The following is a 17947-nucleotide window of genomic DNA, read 5'->3' as shown; positions in this document are numbered from 1 at the left end:
TAGCGGCGGGGATGATAAACCATCCGTATCAGTCTGACAAATTCTGCATGGTGATTTTCAGCGCTTCCTCAAACGGCACAGGCGGTGTCCAGTTAAGGCGGCTGCAGGTTGACTCAATATCGACCTGAAGACTGCCGCAAAGGCGTGACAATGCGTCTTCACGCCCCAAAAGACGCGCCATAAAAAAGAGCAGCGCCTGAGGAACGTGGAACAGACGTGCGCGCCGCTTCATGGCACTCGCGCAGCTCATCAACAATGTCGAGGTAGAAACATCTTCGCCATCGCTGACAAGAAATACCGCATTGGCAGCCCGGGGATGGGTGAGACACTGGCGAATCAAATCGGCCAGATTATCAACAAATACCAGACTTCGGCGATTCTCAAGGCCACCAAGCGGAAGGGGAATGCCCTTTTGTACAGCGTTTAGCATGGAGCGAAAATTCCCCTTCACTCGAGGGCCGTACACGAGAGGCGGACGGATAATAACAGCCTCCATTCCGGTTTCGCGCGCGATTGCAAACAGCCCCTGTTCCGCCTCCCATTTTGATTGTCCGTAAGGGTCAAGCGGATTTGGCGCGTGCTCTGCACGAAAGGGGTGCCCGGAAAGTGTTGATTCGCCATTGACCTTGATGCTCGAGAGAAAAATAAATCGAGAAACCCCGGCATCTGCCGCCTGGCGCGCCAGATTGAGGGTGCCCTCGACATTGACTCGGCGAAAGGCCGCAAGCGGGTCAGCCGCCTGTTCCCGCATCACATGCACCCTCGCTGCGGTATGGATAACGGCCTCGCAGCCGGCAAGCGCTTTTTTCCAGTCGGTGTCAGGTCCGATGTCACCAACAGTCACACTTTCCACACCGTCTGGCACTGGCCGTTCAGAACGCAATGCTGCACGTAGCGGCACACCGCTCGCGAGCAGGCGGCGCAGACAGGCCTCTCCCACAAAACCATTGGCTCCGGTGATTAATATGGGGTTAGTCATGCAGCATGCTCCCTTTTTGACAGTGCAAAAAGCTGTTCTGCAAGACGCTGCATGATGCTCTCGCGCGCAAATCGCGCCTTAAATGCGCCACGGGGGGGTATACTGGATGGCATACTGCGAATAACCTCAACGGCATGCTCGGCATCACATGGCGTAAAAACCTTAACATCAGGAAGTTCTCGCGCAATAAACGCTTCGGCAAAACCAGCCACACCGGCTGCAATGGGTTTTGTAAATGCCGCATATTCAAAGAGTTTTGAAGGAAGAACCTTCAAAAATGCCTGACAATCGTTCAAATGCAGAAAAAGAATATCCGCCTGTAGATAGGCGGCAACCAGAGCCTTGCGCTCAACCGGTGACAGCAGGCTTACATTCTGCACGTCTCGAGCCTCAAGTGCATTCAAGAGCGCCTCGCGGCGTCCTCCGTCACCAATCAATACAAAGTGGTGCGTTGCCGCAAGCGCCACGGCCATGGGCGGGATGATTTTTTCAAGCCCCTGCCCCTCCCCCATATTGCCCGCATACAGTATGATTTTTTTTCCGCCTGTGGCCCATGAAGCCTTTTCTACGGTTTCGGGCGGCGTTAAAAATAATGAATCTATACCGTTAGTGAACACATCGCAGTGTTCAAGCTGAAAGTGCTCCCGGCAATAGGGCAAAAACCCTTCGGACACAACGTTCACCCTGGCAGCGGTTTTGAATGTAAAGCGTTCAATGGTGCGCAAAAACGGCGACATCAACCGCATCAGCGGGCGCGGCAGAATATCACCCAGGGTATCAACAAACAAATCGCGCACATCAAAATACAGTGGTGCTTTCTGACGGCGTGCCACAATCGCCCCCAAAAAACCGGTAAAAAGCCGCGAGGAGGTCGCAAATACCGCATCGTAGTTTTCTTTACGGGCTACACGCAGCGACTTGAAAAAAAAATGCGTAAACGCCTGAACCTGGGCACGCATGCCACCCCGGTGCAGAGGCAGGGTAAGTCGCGTGATGCGAAGCCCGTCGATGTCTTCCTCAGACGCTACAGAAACCGTGTGTGAGGCGTAGCGGTTTGGCATACTGGTAATCACATGGATGCGCACGTTATCAGAGTAGCGTGCCTTGAGCGCGCGCACGAGTGCCGCCGTACGAAACGAACCCGCCGATAAATCCGGCTCGTAATAAAAACTTAACAGCAAAAGATTCACGCACGCTCCCATCTGATTCACGCCGCGGATTCTACCATATCCGACTTCTGAGGATTCACCCGCTCATCAAATGCGCCATGGTGCTCAAGCCAGAAATTAAAATAGAGCAACTGCCAGATTTTGCACGTTTCATTGCGCTTTCCACTGAAGTGGGCACTCAGTATGGATTGCATGACCGACAGGCAGCAAACGCGGCTCACAGGCCCTTTTTGCAAAATAGCGGCAATGCGCGCCTCACCAAGGGCATTGATGCTCGCATCAAGAGGCGGATTAAAACCGGCTTTTGGCTGATTGACAAGGAGGTGTGGCAGTTTTTTGGCAAGCAACGCCCGCAGAGGCTGCTTGCCACGTCGAAACCCCATCAGAGTACTGACTTTAGCACTTTGTGCATATGCCAGCAGACTGTCTGCGAGAAGCGGTACACGGATTTCGACCGCATGCTGCATGCTGGCCATGTCAGTGACCGTAAGGTTGTGCGCGAGAAAGCCCGTAAGGTCAAGCGCGAGCGCCTTCTCAAGATCTGTTTTAGCCGTTAACGCGCGCAGATACTGGCGCATCCTTGCCCAGAAGGATTCACACGCATGAGGATTTTGCAGGAGCGCATTAACTTCTTCTGGCCCCAGATATCCAATCAGCTGTGTATAAGCCTTGACGAAGTCTGCCTCTGCCGCAAAACGGATAAGGCGGTCGGTTTTACGCGCAAGGGAAGGGTGCTTTCGCAACCAGCTGGCACTTGCACGCAAAAGCGGTGATAACGCGCGCAGCAGAGGACGCAGACGCAGCATCAGGTAGCGCGGGTAGCCTGCAAAAAGCTCGTCAGCACCCATGCCGGAGAGCATGACCTTAAACCCACGCGCACGCGCGAGTGCGGAAAGCTCGGCAGTCGCAAGAAACGTAAAATCTGAAATCGGCTCACCGGTACCGGCGGCAACCGCACGAAAAGCCTCAAGAATATCCTCGGGCGAGCGCGACTCAGCGCACATTTCTGCCATTTCAAGCGGCAAGTGAAGCCGCTCTGCGATGTCCTTTGCCGTGGCGGCTTCCGCTTCACGCCCGGGATAAGTGGCACAAAAGCCTTTGAGTCGCCCGCCAAGAGACGCCGCCAGTACTGAAGAATCAACTCCGCCACTAAAAAAAAGGCCAACGGGCACATCGGCTTCAGACTGCAGCCGCGCGGCAGCGTCTACGAGTTCTTCAAGACTCTCGCCTTCTGGGGCATTGAGTGGCTGCGCCCATGTAAAAGGGGTCGCCTTCCAGTGCTTCCAATCGATGGTTAGCCCGTGCCCTGGCGGAACTTTCTCTACGCCGATAAAACCGCTGTGCGGCTCATAGAGAAAACCATTTAAAAGAAATTCCGCGAAAAAAGCGCTGTCGGGCTGTAAGCGCGTACTGGAAAGTGCGCCCAGTCCTTTAATTTCGGAACAAAACTGCCAGCCTGAAGCGTCTTCCCGCCAGTAGAGCGGTTTGATGCCAAGGCGATCGCGCGCCAATACCGTTATTCCCTTTTCGTTGTCAGTCAGTGCGAGTGCGAACATGCCATCAAATCGAGAGAAACACTCCCTGCCAAATTCCCGCCAGGCATGCAGCACAACCTCGGTGTCTGAATGGGTCGTGAACGTGTATCCCTTCGCCTGAAGCTCTTCCCGCAAAGACGCGTGATTATAGATTTCGCCATTAAAAACGAGCGCGAGGGAATCACCAAAACAAAAGGGCTGATTGGCACGTGTGCCGGTATCAAGAATGCTGAGGCGCACATGCCCAAGCCCCACGGCACAGGGCAGGTTTTCAGGTATCCAGACACCTGAGGCATCCGGCCCGCGATGCTGTATGGCTTCAAGAGACGCCTGTAAATTCCGGTGCCCCTGACTGCTGATATAACCCGCAATTCCGCACATACGCTCACGCCCCCGCGCTCAAATAACGCCGACAATACCACAACAGAGCGATATCCCCAACGCGCTTAAGATAGTATTTTCAAGTGGCTTGGGGTTATACTCTTACCCCAATCAGCCATCAACAGGGATTTTGCGTGACCTTAAAGGCCATGTACAACACCATTGCCGAGCACTATGCCACGGCAAACCGCTTTGGCGCCATCACGCGTTCGCACGATGCCGCCATAGCGCAGATTGAGCGCTTTCACCTTGGACAACGCCCGAATTACAAAGTTTTGGATTTTGGTGTCGGCGATGGCGCTTTTGCGAGCCGTCTGAACGATACTCTCGCGGATGCACATTTTACCGGCATTGATGTTTCGCGTGAAATGTTAAAACGTGCCAGCTCTGCCCTGCCTCTGACGACCATCGAAGCGAGTGCGGCTGATGCCGACCGCTTTCTGCCGCCTCACAGTCAAGATCTCGTACTCGCGCACTTTATCAACGCCTACATTCCCATTAGTACCCTGTTTCGCGAAGCCAATCTGCTCACACGCGCCAATGGCCATTTTTCACTCATCACCACCACCTACGAATCGTTTCCACTGGCGCAGCGCTATCTCGCGGAATTTATCGCCAAAGACACGCTCCTTGGACGCATTGTCGGGCATTATTACAAGGCTGTGGTCAAAAACACGACTGTTGCCAATGATCTCGAATCACTGCTGAATACTTTCCATGAAAACCATTTTGAAGTAATTGCCCATGAGCGTCTCAGTATTCCGATTACCATCAACAATGTCGAGGAACTGGCGCGTTTTGGGATTGAGGGCACCTGGTTTCTAAACACGCTCTCGATTCGCATGCTGCCACGCAATTTTTTGCTGGAGCGTTTAAAGCGCCTGTTCACGGGCATATTTACCTTTCCTTACCACGACACCCACATTATTGATGTCATTCTCGCGAAGAAATGACAGTTAGCTGTGGAGACCATCCGGTAGAGGCCCTCCTTTATAATGGCGCCAGAGTCAGGCGCCGGGATGCGTCAGGTGACGAGCTGCAAATGCCTGTTTCAAATGGTTCGTACTGTTTTCAAGCGTAAATACCTCGCGCAGCAGTGCCTGTGCTTTTTTAACTGACTGATAATTGTCACTGAGCCACAGTTGATTTTTATATTTTTGCTGATTTTTTTCACGCGCAATAATCGAATCAAGAATAGCTGCCACAGGGCGAGAGCCCGGGTCACGTCGATAGGTGGAGAGTGTTTGCCGTCGGCTGTCGAAAAACTTTCGGGACTGATGAATGCCGTATTTGTTGGAACCGAGGTCTACCGCACCTTCGTATTCGCCCCCATTGATAAATTGTTCGTCAGTGACACAACCCCACTTCGTGTAGACAATGCCGGCATCCAGAACGGAAATAACTCCAGAACCGTTGAAACGCATTCCCATATCATCCATTCGACAAACGTATTTACAAAGGTGCTTTAATCGTTCAAGTACCTTTGGTTTACACCATGGATAAATGACCAGAAAGGGATTTTCCGGCGGCACGTTTTCGTTCTGCAACTGCTCTTCAAGTTCGTCCTTGACAAGCTGCCAGTATGCTCTCCTTTCCGCATCAGATGCGTCAGCCTGCGGGGCTGGGACAGTCTGCTGCAGTTTTTTTAAGCGCTGCTCACCGTATCGCTCTGCAAAGAGCTCCTGCATCAGTGCCGTACCCTGAGGATCGCCCGCCACAAAAACGGTTGACGTGAAACGTTTATCCCCCGCCTGCACCCGACGCTTTATTTCCCGTGCAAGACCAAGCGCTTCCTCAAAACCCTTGCCATTGCGTATGGTGCCAAAACTCAGGATATTGGGTGGCTTGGCAAGTACCGCCTCAATGGATTCGGGATTTGAGCTTAAAAGTTGCGAGGCAACTGTCAATTCATTCGCCTTGCCTGCCAAATCATAGGGCTCAAGCGCATACAATCCACCACCAGGTATCAACCGCCCGAAAAGGAGCACGCCTTTTTGACTGGCTCGAATGGCATTTTTCCGGTCTTTTTCGTTAAAAAACAACACGGAATCAGCTTCACGCATCAACGCATGGGTCATTTCCTGGAGATGCGGCCTTGTGTAATTTTGCTTGTACTCGTGAATCGTCAGGTTGACCGCAAACCCTTCATCTTGAAACCGCTTGATATCCATCGGCATAAAAAAATGCGCCCGTTTGTGGTGGTCTGATATGGATATCAATTCCCGATGTGCGTCCATCAGCTAATTTATGGATGCTTTTAACCATTTGCTCAATTACATTCTGGCGAAGCACATCGATGCGTGCGGCAGATAATGCTGCGGCAAACAGCAGATTAACAGAAGGTTTTTTGAGCGGTGGTAATGGCTCAGACAGGTTAAAAAGTGCCTCAGCGGGCAACATGGAAAGTGACCATAACGCTTTTGTCAGCAGCGCGGTGTTCAGTTGAGTGGCATGAAACTCGCCCTCAATGTGCAAAAGCAGCTTTATCCAGTCTTCCACCACTTTTCGCTTTTTTTTAAGCTGTTTGCAGGATTGCTTGTATGTTTCAAGCGATCGCCGCATTCTTGAGTGCTCACCTTTCGTTAATGCTCCTCTTTCCTGGTTGAGACACTGTTCAATGCTCTGCACGTTTTCAGATGCACCCTGAAGCGCCTCATCATAGTCGGCCATTAAAGCATCAAGCTTCTCAAGTTGAGTCTCCAGGGAATGACGCTCAAGCTGATTCACCTTCCCCCCAAACAGTGAGGTATAAAACAGGCTGGTCAGTGTCCCGCTCTCCGATATCAGCATTTTCGGCGTTGCGAGGGTAGTTTGCCGTATAATCCTTGGAATAATATAGCTCAGAGAAGCCCCTTCACGGAAACGATAACCGGTCAGTACCGCGTGTCCATTGGCCACTGACTGCAGTACCTCCACCGTCGGCAGAGTACCCGCAGGCACTGGCGTACAGCCTTTGTAACAAGGAAGCGAATAATGCTTATCTGCCTCGCGTATCCAGATACAGTCCGTACCCTCACCGAATTCCAGAAATCCCGCTGCCAGAGACAGTGCGTATTGCCCGTCACCCGTTTTGGCGTTTTCATCAAAAGGGGCTGTCAGCAGGAAGATTATCTCAGGCACATTGGCAGGATTATTCTGTCGGGACTTGATGGTAATTTCAGACACGGTGGGATTCATACGCGATGCAGGAACCATGAAAGGCCTTAATTTGTTGACTTTGTTCATATTGCATCATGTCTAAAAAACTTCTCCAATGGTATTGGGCCTGATGTATGGATAATCAGGGTTAGGGCGTGTCCTCATTACTTTAAAAAGAAAATGTGTGCTACTACTAATAAAAGAAGCGTTTATCATGCCTGCTTTTTGAGGAGAACGAATTCCAGAATGATGAAGGCATAACCCGGTCGGAGCGAGCCATCAAATGATAATGAAAAAAATGCGCATTTTCTTTCTTTTGCTGGTCTCACATACCAGTGCTTTTGCGGCTTTTTCCACCCATATTCTGGGACGCGACTTGAACATGCCATTACTGGGAAATATCGGTCATATTGGCATCTCCGCTACTCCCTGCGAAATTTCCTGTCAGATACTTGAAGTAATGAATGATGACAAACATGTCATTCAGCTTAACCGTCTTGAAGACTTCAAAAACACCTCACGCTTCTGGGGCGGACGCTATGGCATTGCCTCGGAAAAAAGCGCCGTTTTGCGTATTTTAAGAGAAGGCAATTTTCAAAGCGATTTAGACTGCACGGACTATACGGCTGCATCGACTTATGCAGTGAACCACGGTTACACCGATTCAGAGGGAAAGGTACGATGCACCCGTCGGGGGCAATTCCGGTGTGACACGTTCATTTATCACCTGTTAACCTCAAACGGCTATCCTCTGCCATTAAAAAACGGCATCGCCCCTCGCAGCATTTTTAATGCATTTCCTTATGCAGAAAGCAATGCAAACCACTCAAAAGCCGATGACTCTCATTTACACTCAGGGGGAGTTTCAAAAAAATATCTGCAGCTGGATGCGATGAGCGTCTCTGCAAACGTGAATGAGATAAGAAAACTTATTTCCCTCTTTTGGCGTAATCAGGACGATGATTCTCGTCTGAAACATAAAATCATCCCGACTATTCATCATATTTTTGAAAGGGAATGTCTCGATGCAAAAAGCCCTGATTGCAAAACCGTAGAGGCCGATATTATCTCTTTTTACACTGACGTTATTGAAAAGCAGACCCTCGTTTCCGATATCAGTGCAAACATCGTCATTCGAGGCCTCCTTAACCTGCGTTCAAACCCGTATCTTCTTAAAAACCATGCGAAAATGAACGCATTTCTTGATGATTTGCATCAAAATTTTGATGCAAAAACAAGACTGCGACTTAAAATAGATATCATGCAGACAAACATGCTCTTCGAAGAACACTATATACCAGAGATAATTGCAATTTTAGAAAAAGAGAACAGCGCGGCTCTGTATGGCACTTTCAACCGATATCTGGTTTCAAGACTTTCACACAACTTCGATAATGCGTTTACACCAGGCATCAGAGAACAACTGCGGTTATACAGTGAATCAATTCGCAATTTGCATGACCATATCCGTCAAGACAGTGCCCCACTTCGCAGCCGTTCTTTACCCGGAATACTGGACTATGGTGCATGGCTTGAAGCTGACGCGCTCATTCTTTCAGCGACACCGGAGGATGCAGCAAAACGCATCGCCGATTTTCTGGGCACGCTTAAAACCGAATCGGATAAGGAACATTATGTAGCCGGCCTTTCAAACAGCACGTATTTACAAAAAGCCTTCGCACGCGAGCCGGCACTGGTTGATTTTAAAAAGCGTCATAACGATGTCTATGAAAATACCGTAGGTCTGCCGCTTCGCGCGGCATGGTAAGCTCAAAGCCCGAGATTATCACGCTTAAAGACCCGGTCGGCGCGATAACTTGAACGCACCAGAGGACCTGCGGCTACTTCAAAGAACCCCTTTTTCAGCCCCTCCTCACGCAGCGCATCAAACTCTTCGGGCGGGACGTAACGCGCTATAGGCAGGTGGTTGCGCGTGGGCTGCAGATATTGGCCAAGGGTCAGAATATCAACGCCACAGGAGCGCATGTCATCCATCGCCGTGAGAATTTCTTCTTCTGTTTCGCCAAGCCCAAGCATCAGGCTCGTTTTAGTAAGCAAATCCGCGCGATACGTTTTAGCAAACCGCAGGACCTCCAGCGTTTGCCAGTAGCCGGCGCGGTTATCACGCACCGGATGGGTCAGGCGTTCAACGGTTTCCACGTTTTGAGCAAAGACATCAACGCCACTGTCAAGGAGCAGCGCCACATGGTCGGTGTTTCCCTGAAAATCAGGGGTCAACACTTCGACTTTCGTTTTTGGGGAGCGCGCCTTGATGGCACGCACCGCGCTCGCGTAGTGAGCCGCACCGCCATCGGGGAGGTCATCGCGGTTGACCGAGGTCAGCACAACATAATCAAGATTCATGAGTGCCACGGTTTCAGCGGTTTTTTCAGGTTCATTTTCATCGAGCCAGCCATGCGGATTACCGGTATCGACCGCGCAAAAGCGGCAGGCTCGGGTGCATACTGACCCCATCAGCATAATAGTCGCTGTGCCATGCGACCAGCACTCCGCAATATTGGGGCATTTGGCTTCTTCGCAGACAGTTGACAGCCCATGCCGGCGTACTTCGTCTTTCACCTTCTGATAATTGGGCGAGGTGTGGCTGACAATGCGCAGCCATTCAGGTTTGGGGATGCGCTCATGCACGGTGTCGGTTGCCTTCACACCGTCACGAATGGCGATAATGCCCTCTGGTGTGGTGTATTTTTTACCACTTTCCACCACAACCGGTATCCCCTTTAACGTGGTCATATCCACTCCCGCCATTTAAATGCCGAACATGATCCCAAATTGAACCGTTAAGATCAACCCTGGTCAAGCCGCCGCCGCATGAGTGCCACCAGCAGCGGGCCGTGTGAGCCATCGCAAAGTGGCGGGCTGTTGGTGGCCTTGCATCCACAAAAGAGAGCGGTTTCGCTGACAGGCGCCACATAGTCGAGCGACTGCGTACAATCTTCACGGTCACAAAGCGGCGGGAGCTCGCTCTTACCGCAACCGCACCAGCGGTAACATTCGCCCGCCTGAACCTCGAGCGCGACTGGACGCAGGCGACAATATTCTTCATCCATTCTGGCGCTCCCGCTGCTCAAGCCACCAGCCGCCAGCGAGTGCCAGCAGCAGCGTTATGAACGACAGGGAAAAGCGAGACAGACAATGCGGACAGACCAGTAAAAACGCGCCAATCGCATACACATACAAAATACCTGCCTTTTCAAGCATCGGCTGGATTCGCGCCGTGCGCGCAAGCAGGCGCGCCCCAAACCACCAGGTAAGCACCAGTGGCAGCAGGTACACGAGTTGATAGCCAAGTGACGCAAGCAGCATCCTGCCACTCGAATAGCCCTGCTCCATCAGCCATTGATTAAATACCAGCGAGGGATTAAAAAGGCATCCCTGCTGAAACACGCTCAGCATAGCGCTGACCAGCACGACTAGCGGCATCAAAAACCGTAAACGGCGAACAGGCGCGCGCACCACTTGAATGAGGAAGGTTAGCAGGAAAACGCCCGCCATCACGGCGATGAGACGCAGCACTTCATGCATGCTGATAAACCAGCTTGAGAAACTGCGCTGTAAAAACTGCGTCACACCAAGCGTGATAATCGCGGCCCACAGCGCGCGCTGAGGAAGATGCTCTCGACTCACAAAGACGAGAAGTGCAAGGAAGCCAAAGAAGAAAAACAGCGCGCAGGGTACAAACGCATCAACAAGAGCAAGCGCCGGGGTCAGAGGCAGCACGGATTGAGTCGCGCGCATGCTGGATGTCAGGCGACTTGCCTTTGCCCACTCGCGCAGCACGCGTATCGTGTTTGCCGTGAGTTTTCCATCTTTTAACAGCGCCTCATGGCAGTAATTAAGCGCGTGCAGCAGCACTTTACCAGTAGTTTGTGAGGTATCAAATCCCACCCAGCGGCTGTCACAGAAGATAATCGACGGTACGGCAAAATCACCCGCCTGCCCTATTTGCTTTTGTGCCTCATAAAAAGCCTTCAGCGCATTGCTGTCGAGGTCAATAAACTGCCGCTTAACCTTAAGCCATGGCAGTGTCATGGCAAGTTCATCAAAAAACGCCTGCGCATGCTGACAATGTTCGCAGGTTGAGGACAGGTACAGGTCAGCCTGCAGCGTGCCTGTAGATTTCTCCAGCGGCGCACCCGCAGCAACTGACGCGCACAGCAGACACAAAACGGCCAGCAGCCATGTTTTCATTGAATTCTCCAGGTTTCCTGCAAAAAACTATACCGGATTGACGCAAAGCCCGGTATAGTTTTCAAAAGGATTTTTTGGGAGAAAACATGCGCTTGAAGCAACTCGCGGGTATCCTGCTGTGCATGGGGCTGTCAGCCGTCAGCCTGAGTGCAACATCTAAAGACTGCAAGGTCATCGCGGGATACAACAGTAAAAGCCTGCCGCTGGAGGCACTGCGCGATGAGATTCAAACACTGGTTTTTGAAGCGAGTGGGGTGCCAGGCCTCATGATTGGCATTGTCTCAGAAGACGAAACCGCCATCATCAGTTGCGGTGAGACCGCTATTGGCAACGGGCAGCGCCCGGCGGCTGACACGGTCTGGCCGATTGGCTCTGTCTCCAAAGTCTTTACCACACAGATTTTTGCGGACATGGTGAACAAGGGAGAGGTGGGCATCAACACGCCGGTGTATACTCTGCTGAAAACCGCGAGACCTGAAGGACAGCCGGTTACGCTTTTAAACCTCGCTACTCACAGTTCCGGCTTCCCGCGCCAGCTCCCTACCCTGCCGGCAAATGACGATTATCAGACGAACCTGCCTTATGACATGTCAAACTTCATGGCCTGGTTCTCCACGTTTACGCCCGCCACAGCTCCCGGAACCCATTACGAATACTCTAACGTAGCCTTTGGCCTGCTTGGGCAGCTCCTCGGAAAAATCGATAATTCCAGTTATGCCAGCGTGCTGCAAAAACGGCTCATAACCCCACTGGAACTGACGGATACCACCCTCGCGCCAACTAAAGAGCAGCAGACACGCCTCGTTAAAAGCTACTGGCTCAATGGCGACCTGATTAAAAAAGACTGGCAGTTTGATTTTGAGCAGCCAAGTGGCGGCATTTATTCCAGCATGCGGGATTTACTGAAATTCGCCCGTTACAGTCTTGGTAAAACGCCGGAAAGCGCATTGAATACCATGCTGACACAGGCAAGCTATCGCTATCAGGCGGACTTTGATAATCCACTGGCGTTTGGGCACGATGCCATGGCACTCGGCTGGATAGTGGATTTCCCCTCACAAAATCTCCCGCTGGTCTTAACAAAAAGCGGATGGGTGAATGGGGTAAACTGTTATGTCAAACTGCTGCCAAATGCCAATCTGGCACTGGTGTCTTTGAGTAATAAGCCATACCTTAACGTCGACACGGATTTGCGCCGTATGGCAGGCACCCTGCTTGGCGCACGTGCGGGAGAAACTGTCAGTAACCCGCTTTAGGACTTGTATCACCCGCATCAGCTTCCCGAATCAGTTGCAGCGCGTCACGCATGCTGCGTGTCAGCGGTCGGCGTGACACCGTGTAGATGGTCAGAGTTTCTGAATGTGTCCGGCCTGCCTGACTCCAGGCGAGTTGAAAGTGCACATGCTTTGGCAACAAAATATCGGGGTCTTTGGGATATCGCGGGGTTACAACCATGTCTACCTCCATCACGCCTTCCTGCAACAATTGAAGGATACGCCGCTCAACGGCATGCAGCGTATTAAGGTTTGACTCCGCGGTTCCCGGCACCATGTTCTCGATGGCATGCTCTCCACCAAGCAGCAGTCCCACAAGGTGCGACCAGTGATAGTTACGCCCATGCAGCGCAAAATCAGACATTCCATGCGCACGAAACATTTCCTGACAGCTTAGACCGGCGAGCTGCTTTTGCGACAATCCACGCGCTTTTTTGGTATGCACGGTCTGCTCTGTCACGGTAAAATGGCGCGTTGTTGCGCGTTTTCCTGCCGAAATGCGGGAAGGCAACTGATGCGGTGCATGCGGTTTTTTAGCATCCGGCGTCACGGGTAGAAAGAGGGTGCTGCGTGCGCTTTTGTAAAAAGAACGGTATTCATGTCCGCCGGGAGAAAGGAAGCTGCCACCGGTTTTAGACGGCTCAAGTGCCGCAACCCTTACACCAGTTTTTTTTATGGGAGTCAAACGTACCTGGCTCTCGCTTTGTAACACAAACTGATTGTCCCCCTCCTCATACACAAGGGGTCTTTTCCTTCTGCGAGACGGTTCAACAGACGCTGAGGCAGCCCCTGTTTCCTGCGCTGTCGCTCTTATCCTTTCGGAATGCCGCGATTTTATGTCTGAGTGTGTCAGCACGCCCGCACGCTCTAAAAAATAGAGAAGACTCGCACGCGACACACGCTCCCGCTCCCGTTCCCGGAAAAAATCCGCTATTTCGCGCCATACTGCTTCAGAAACCGCTACATTCTTTAAACAGGGCAACATGCGAAACGCCGCTCGCTGAAGCGCGTGCAAAGACGCGGCATCAGAGTCAAGGTGACTTGCTGACGGTCGATGAGACTCTTGCAGGGGTTGAATGTCCACTTTATCATGTGGCATGGGTAAAGAACACTTTATATGGCAAACCTGATCACATTATAAACAATAAAATAATTAAAATCCATTTTATTTCTTTTTAATACATACGCTTTAGACGCTGTCAGACAGCATTTCCTAACCTCCGTGTATGTATTGCTCTAAATGCTCAATCGTTCGCTTATGGTCTTCAAGCAGATAGTACAGTACGTCACCGATGGAGAGTACATCCACAACGTCCCCCTCTTCCGCTACCAGCAGATGGCGGCGACGGGTCTCGGTGATAACCTGCATGGCGGCTTCAACACTTTCATTAATATCGAGAATTGAGACTCTGGCGCAAAGGATGTCTCCGACTTTTGTTTCATTTGCATTCAGCCCCTCATGCACCAGATTACGGACAATATCCCGCTCACTCACAATCCCGATAATATTGTACTCGTCCATCACCACCAGAGCACCGATATCGCTGCTCTTCATTATTTGAACGCACTGGGAAACTGACACATCAGGATGCACACGCGCAAACTGCCCGCGCGGTCGCTTTAAAACGGAATACAGGCGATTGGCCATGATTGCCTCACTGCAAAACTGCTCACATCATGTTGTATAAATATAGCACAAATCAACGTGTTTGAATGAGTCTGTCAAGATGGTTGGAAAAAGACTGAATTTCTTTAGGCGTTAAACTGTCGATATGGCTCTTAATCATGCCACTTTCACGCAGGGATTCATTCACATGGCGCGCGGTTAATACCTGGCCAATGTTGTTGGCGGTATAGAGGGTACCGCGGGGATTAAGGGCAATTGCCTGTTTTTTAACAACGGCATCTGCCAGAGGGATATCAGCGGTAATCACGAGGTCATGCGGCTTTACATGAAGAGCAATGTAATTGTCTGCCGCGTCAAACCCCGCCTCCACTTTTACCCGGCGGATAAAGGGGGATGGCGGAATCTGTGCCAGATGGTTCGCCACCATGATGACCGCCACACGTCGTCGGGTGGCGGCTCGAAAAAGAATGTCCCGAATAGCCCTGGGACAGGCATCACCATCTATCCAGATGTTCACGGTTTGTATCTGCTTAGCTGACCACTCGCCATGAACCGTCTGCCTGTCGGCACGCTTTACCATAGATTTGCTGATTACGGCCACCGATAATCGCGCTGGTGGTGTACTCACGGCAGGGCTGGTCATTCGCGTAATAGGTGCGCGTGGGTTGTACCGTGTAGCGGTTTCCTGAATCCGGGTTTTGCCACACTACCGCGCGTCCGGTTGGCGCTGTTTCGAGCGCACGCTGCATTTGCATCTGGTCAACCTTATCCATGGTTTTACCGATTTGACCGCCAAGAATGGCTCCCACAAGGGCCCCGCCTGCAGCCGCTGCTACTTTACCGCTGCCACCGCCAAACTGGCTGCCAAGGAGACCACCGACTACACCGCCGGCAACCGTACCGACTCCTTCGTTGTTGACTTCGGCGCAACCGGCAAGAAACACGGAAACACACAGAGACGCAACTGCCAATTTTTTCATGTTAATCACCCATTTTACCCGCTTTAGAGCGAGCAATTGTTAATTAATTCGCCAGGCATTCTAGCATCACGATTGGTTATTATCCAGTATGGCGTGAATGCCTCACTCTGTCGGTGAGCTGACAGAGCAGTTCATACCCGATGGTTCCAGCAGAATGGGCGATGCGCTCAATGGGCATGTGCTCGCCCCAGAGTTCTACCGCATCCCCTGTACAAACGTCTACAGAGTCTGTGAGATCAACCGTCAACATGTCCATCGAGACGCGTCCGACAACAGGCACTTCCTGTCCGTTCACGGCTACACTGGCGTCTTTTCCGACATGCCGTGGATATCCATCCCCATAGCCAATGGGAATGATACCAATACGCGATGGTCGGCTCGCAACCCAGGCATGTCCATACCCTACAGGCTGACCCGCTGCTATATCATGGATAGCCGTGATGGCTGACATCAGACTCACCACCGGACGAAGCCCGACATCCTTCGCCGTAGTGCCGGAGAATGGCGAGACACCGTAGAGCATGATACCCGGGCGTACCCAGTCTGCAGTCGTGCCGAGGCCTGATAAAATGGCGGCAGAATTCGCGATGGACACCATCCCCGCATGCGCATTCAGCGTTGCAAAGGTTGCAAGCTGCTGACGATTGGCACCGTGATCAGGCTCATCTGCCCGCGCAAAATGCGTGATGACACAGGGATTTTTGGCAATCCATGAACTGGCATTCAGTGCCGCAAGCACGCCTGGAACGTCCTCTGGTAAAAATCCAAGACGCTGCATGCCGGTATTGACTTTCACCCAGACCGAGGCGGGGGGTGTTGTGAGCGGCGTTTGCAGCATGAGCGCGAGCTGCTCGTGGCTGTGCACCATGGAAATGCAGTCAAGTCGATTTACAGAACGCCATTCTTCTGCATCAAAAACTCCTCCCATCAGCACACAGGGCGTGCGTGCACCAAGCGCACGAATGGCACATGCCTCATCGAGAGCAGCTACACCAAATCCATCCACCTGTCCTTCGAGCACTGGCACCACGTTTTCAATGCCACAGCCATAGGCATTGGCTTTCACCATGGCAAGCACGCGACTTTGCGGTGCAGAGGCATTTACCCGCCGCAGATTATGCAGCAGCGCCGCAGGATTAACCCGCATCCACGTGGGGCGCGTCATCAGCCCATCTCCTGAGCCTGATAGCCATTGTAGGCGAGATCTTCAAACCGGGTATACTTTCCAATGAAAGCGACCCGCACCTTGCCAATCGGTCCATTACGCTGCTTGGCGATAATGAGTTCGGCCGTTCCCTTATCGGGACTGTCTTCGTTATAGACTTCATCCCTGTAGATAAAACAAATCAAATCGGCATCCTGCTCAATCGCGCCGGACTCCCGCAAATCAGACATCACCGGACGGCGGTCGTGCCGCTGCTCCAGACTTCGGTTCAACTGCGAAAGCGCGATAACCGGCGCCTGCAATTCCTTGGCAAGGGACTTTAAGCTTCGAGAAATTTCCGATATTTCAGCTGTTCGGTTATCCGCCTTAAAACCAGGCACTTTCATCAGCTGCAGGTAATCGACCACCACAAGCCCAATCTGTCCATGTTCACGGGCAATGCGGCGGGCACGCGCGCGCATTTCAGAAGGGCTGAGCGCCGGGGTATCATCAATAAAAAGCGAGGCTTCTGACAACATGTGCACCGCTGATGTCACACGCGGCCAGTCTTCCTCTTCGAGTTTTCCTGTACGGATGCGGTGCTGGTCAATCCGCCCGAGTGAAGACATCATCCGCATGGCCAGTGAATCGGCGGGCATCTCCATGGAGAACACCAGCACTGGCTTGCCTCCCTTGATGGCGGCATGCTCGGCCATGTTCATCACGAGCGTGGTTTTACCCATCGAGGGTCGACCGGCCACAATCACCAGATCGGAAGGCTGCAGGCCGGAGGTCATGCTGTCGAAATCGCTGAGCCCTGTTGCAAGTCCCGTCAACGCATCGCCATTGTTATAAAGTGCGTCAATTTTCTCAACGGTCTTGACGAGAATGTTCTTGATGCTCTCAGGCCCACTGCCACTCGCTGTTTGCTCGGCAATGGCGAACACTTTGGTTTCAGCCAAATCGAGCAGTTCCGTGACTTCACGCCCGCCAGGGTTATAAGCGGAGTCAGCAATGTCAGTGGCGACACCGATAAGCTGACGCTGTACGGATTTTTCACGCACAATCTGCGCATAGGCACTTACGTTAGCCACACTGGGCGTGTTAGTGGCGAGCTCAAAGAGGTAGGTCTCGCCACCCGCTTCATCGAGGGTATTGGTAGATTTCAGCTGTTCAAGCACCGTAATCACGTCAAACGGCTGCTGTCGCCTTGAAAGCTCAGCAATCGAGCGAAACAGCAGGCGATGCTCCGTGCGGTAAAAATCCTCTTCACAAAGTGCACTGCTGACCTTGTCCCAGACCTGGTTATCGAGCATGAGCCCACCAAGAATGGACTGCTCCGCTTCAAGCGAGTGTGGTGGACGCTTTAGCGCATCCACGGTTTTTTTACGGGTTGTAACTTCACTCATACGTTCATTCACCAGATTACCTGACGACCATTGTAATACCATGAGACCATTTTGTGCCAATAGGATAGGCAGAAGATTTTGGCTCATGTATAATCACAC

General features: G+C 52.0%; 17 protein-coding genes. 3 read left to right on the top strand and 14 right to left on the bottom strand.

The annotated features are described in order from the left end of the window. Positions 1-28: 28 nt before the first annotated feature. Genes E4T54_RS10170 through asnB form a run of 3 tightly spaced genes read right to left on the bottom strand, consistent with a single transcriptional unit; the run spans position 29 to position 4064 of the window. Positions 29-979 carry a UDP-glucose 4-epimerase family protein gene (locus E4T54_RS10170; protein WP_028385720.1) on the bottom strand — a complete coding sequence of 317 codons (951 nt, stop codon included), beginning with the start codon at positions 977-979 and terminating at the stop codon, positions 29-31. Beyond that, positions 976-2169 (bottom strand): glycosyltransferase family 4 protein, encoded by a 1194-nt coding sequence (locus E4T54_RS10165; protein WP_028385719.1) that lies wholly within the window; start codon positions 2167-2169, stop codon positions 976-978. The genes E4T54_RS10170 and E4T54_RS10165 overlap by 4 nt, the downstream gene beginning before the upstream one ends. A 17-nt stretch (positions 2170-2186) precedes the next feature. Beyond that, positions 2187-4064 (bottom strand): asparagine synthase (glutamine-hydrolyzing), encoded by a 1878-nt coding sequence (asnB, locus tag E4T54_RS10160; RefSeq protein ID WP_051550795.1) that lies wholly within the window; start codon positions 4062-4064, stop codon positions 2187-2189. Between the two features lie 134 nt (positions 4065-4198). Between asnB and E4T54_RS10155 the strand changes: the two genes are divergently transcribed. Beyond that, complete coding sequence (locus E4T54_RS10155) at positions 4199-5017, top strand: class I SAM-dependent methyltransferase (RefSeq protein WP_028385718.1); 819 nt, start codon at positions 4199-4201, stop codon at positions 5015-5017. Positions 5018-5071: 54 nt separating this feature from the next. Here E4T54_RS10155 and E4T54_RS10150 read toward each other — a convergent pair whose 3' ends face one another. Next, complete coding sequence (locus tag E4T54_RS10150) at positions 5072-6241, bottom strand: hypothetical protein (RefSeq protein ID WP_028385717.1); 1170 nt, start codon at positions 6239-6241, stop codon at positions 5072-5074. Then, complete coding sequence (locus E4T54_RS10145; RefSeq protein WP_135100412.1) at positions 6210-7241, bottom strand: hypothetical protein; 1032 nt, start codon at positions 7239-7241, stop codon at positions 6210-6212. The genes E4T54_RS10150 and E4T54_RS10145 overlap by 32 nt, the downstream gene beginning before the upstream one ends. Before the next feature lie 259 nt (positions 7242-7500). On the opposite strand from E4T54_RS10145, the gene E4T54_RS10140 reads away from it, so the two are divergent. Further along, positions 7501-8970, top strand: a complete 1470-nt coding sequence (locus E4T54_RS10140) for a hypothetical protein (protein WP_155832451.1) — start codon at positions 7501-7503, stop codon at positions 8968-8970. Positions 8971-8972: 2 nt separating this feature from the next. Here the strand turns inward: E4T54_RS10140 and lipA are convergent, their stop codons facing one another. The 3 genes from lipA to E4T54_RS10125 are packed head-to-tail and all read right to left on the bottom strand — an operon-like array spanning position 8973 to position 11414. Then, on the bottom strand, positions 8973-9956 hold the full coding sequence (gene lipA / locus E4T54_RS10135; RefSeq protein WP_028385714.1) for a lipoyl synthase: 984 nt from the start codon (positions 9954-9956) through the stop codon (positions 8973-8975). A 53-nt stretch (positions 9957-10009) separates the two neighbouring features. After that, positions 10010-10273: a CDGSH iron-sulfur domain-containing protein gene (locus E4T54_RS10130; RefSeq protein ID WP_028385713.1), complete on the bottom strand. Its 264-nt coding sequence runs from the start codon at positions 10271-10273 to the stop codon at positions 10010-10012. After that, positions 10266-11414, bottom strand: a complete 1149-nt coding sequence (locus E4T54_RS10125; protein WP_051550794.1) for a thioredoxin domain-containing protein — start codon at positions 11412-11414, stop codon at positions 10266-10268. The genes E4T54_RS10130 and E4T54_RS10125 overlap by 8 nt, the downstream gene beginning before the upstream one ends. An 86-nt stretch (positions 11415-11500) precedes the next feature. Between E4T54_RS10125 and E4T54_RS10120 the strand changes: the two genes are divergently transcribed. Next, positions 11501-12670 (top strand): serine hydrolase domain-containing protein, encoded by a 1170-nt coding sequence (locus E4T54_RS10120; RefSeq protein WP_028385712.1) that lies wholly within the window; start codon positions 11501-11503, stop codon positions 12668-12670. Here E4T54_RS10120 and E4T54_RS10115 read toward each other — a convergent pair. The 6 genes from E4T54_RS10115 to dnaB form a co-directional block, all read right to left on the bottom strand. After that, on the bottom strand, positions 12654-13787 hold the full coding sequence (locus E4T54_RS10115; RefSeq protein WP_028385711.1) for a DNA/RNA non-specific endonuclease: 1134 nt from the start codon (positions 13785-13787) through the stop codon (positions 12654-12656). The two genes, E4T54_RS10120 and E4T54_RS10115, sit on opposite strands and share 17 nt — an antisense overlap. A 114-nt stretch (positions 13788-13901) precedes the next feature. Then, on the bottom strand, positions 13902-14336 hold the full coding sequence (locus tag E4T54_RS10110; protein ID WP_028385710.1) for a CBS domain-containing protein: 435 nt from the start codon (positions 14334-14336) through the stop codon (positions 13902-13904). A gap of 52 nt (positions 14337-14388) precedes the next feature. After that, entirely contained in the window at positions 14389-14832 is a 444-nt protein-coding gene (locus tag E4T54_RS10105) for a YaiI/YqxD family protein (protein ID WP_028385709.1), read from the bottom strand. Between the two features lie 13 nt (positions 14833-14845). Next, positions 14846-15295 (bottom strand): RT0821/Lpp0805 family surface protein, encoded by a 450-nt coding sequence (locus E4T54_RS10100; protein WP_028385708.1) that lies wholly within the window; start codon positions 15293-15295, stop codon positions 14846-14848. 79 nt (positions 15296-15374) lie between these two features. After that, positions 15375-16460 (bottom strand): alanine racemase, encoded by a 1086-nt coding sequence (alr, locus tag E4T54_RS10095; RefSeq protein ID WP_028385707.1) that lies wholly within the window; start codon positions 16458-16460, stop codon positions 15375-15377. Next, a complete protein-coding gene (gene dnaB, locus E4T54_RS10090) occupies positions 16460-17848 on the bottom strand; it encodes a replicative DNA helicase (protein WP_028385706.1) in 1389 nt (462 codons plus the stop codon). The genes alr and dnaB overlap by 1 nt, the downstream gene beginning before the upstream one ends. Positions 17849-17947 lie beyond the last annotated feature (99 nt).

The organism is Legionella geestiana (assembly GCF_004571195.1).
Taxonomy (GTDB): domain Bacteria; phylum Pseudomonadota; class Gammaproteobacteria; order Legionellales; family Legionellaceae; genus Legionella_B; species Legionella_B geestiana.
The sequence above is the reverse complement of the archived record's forward strand: the minus strand, read 5'-3'. Positions and strand labels throughout refer to the sequence as shown.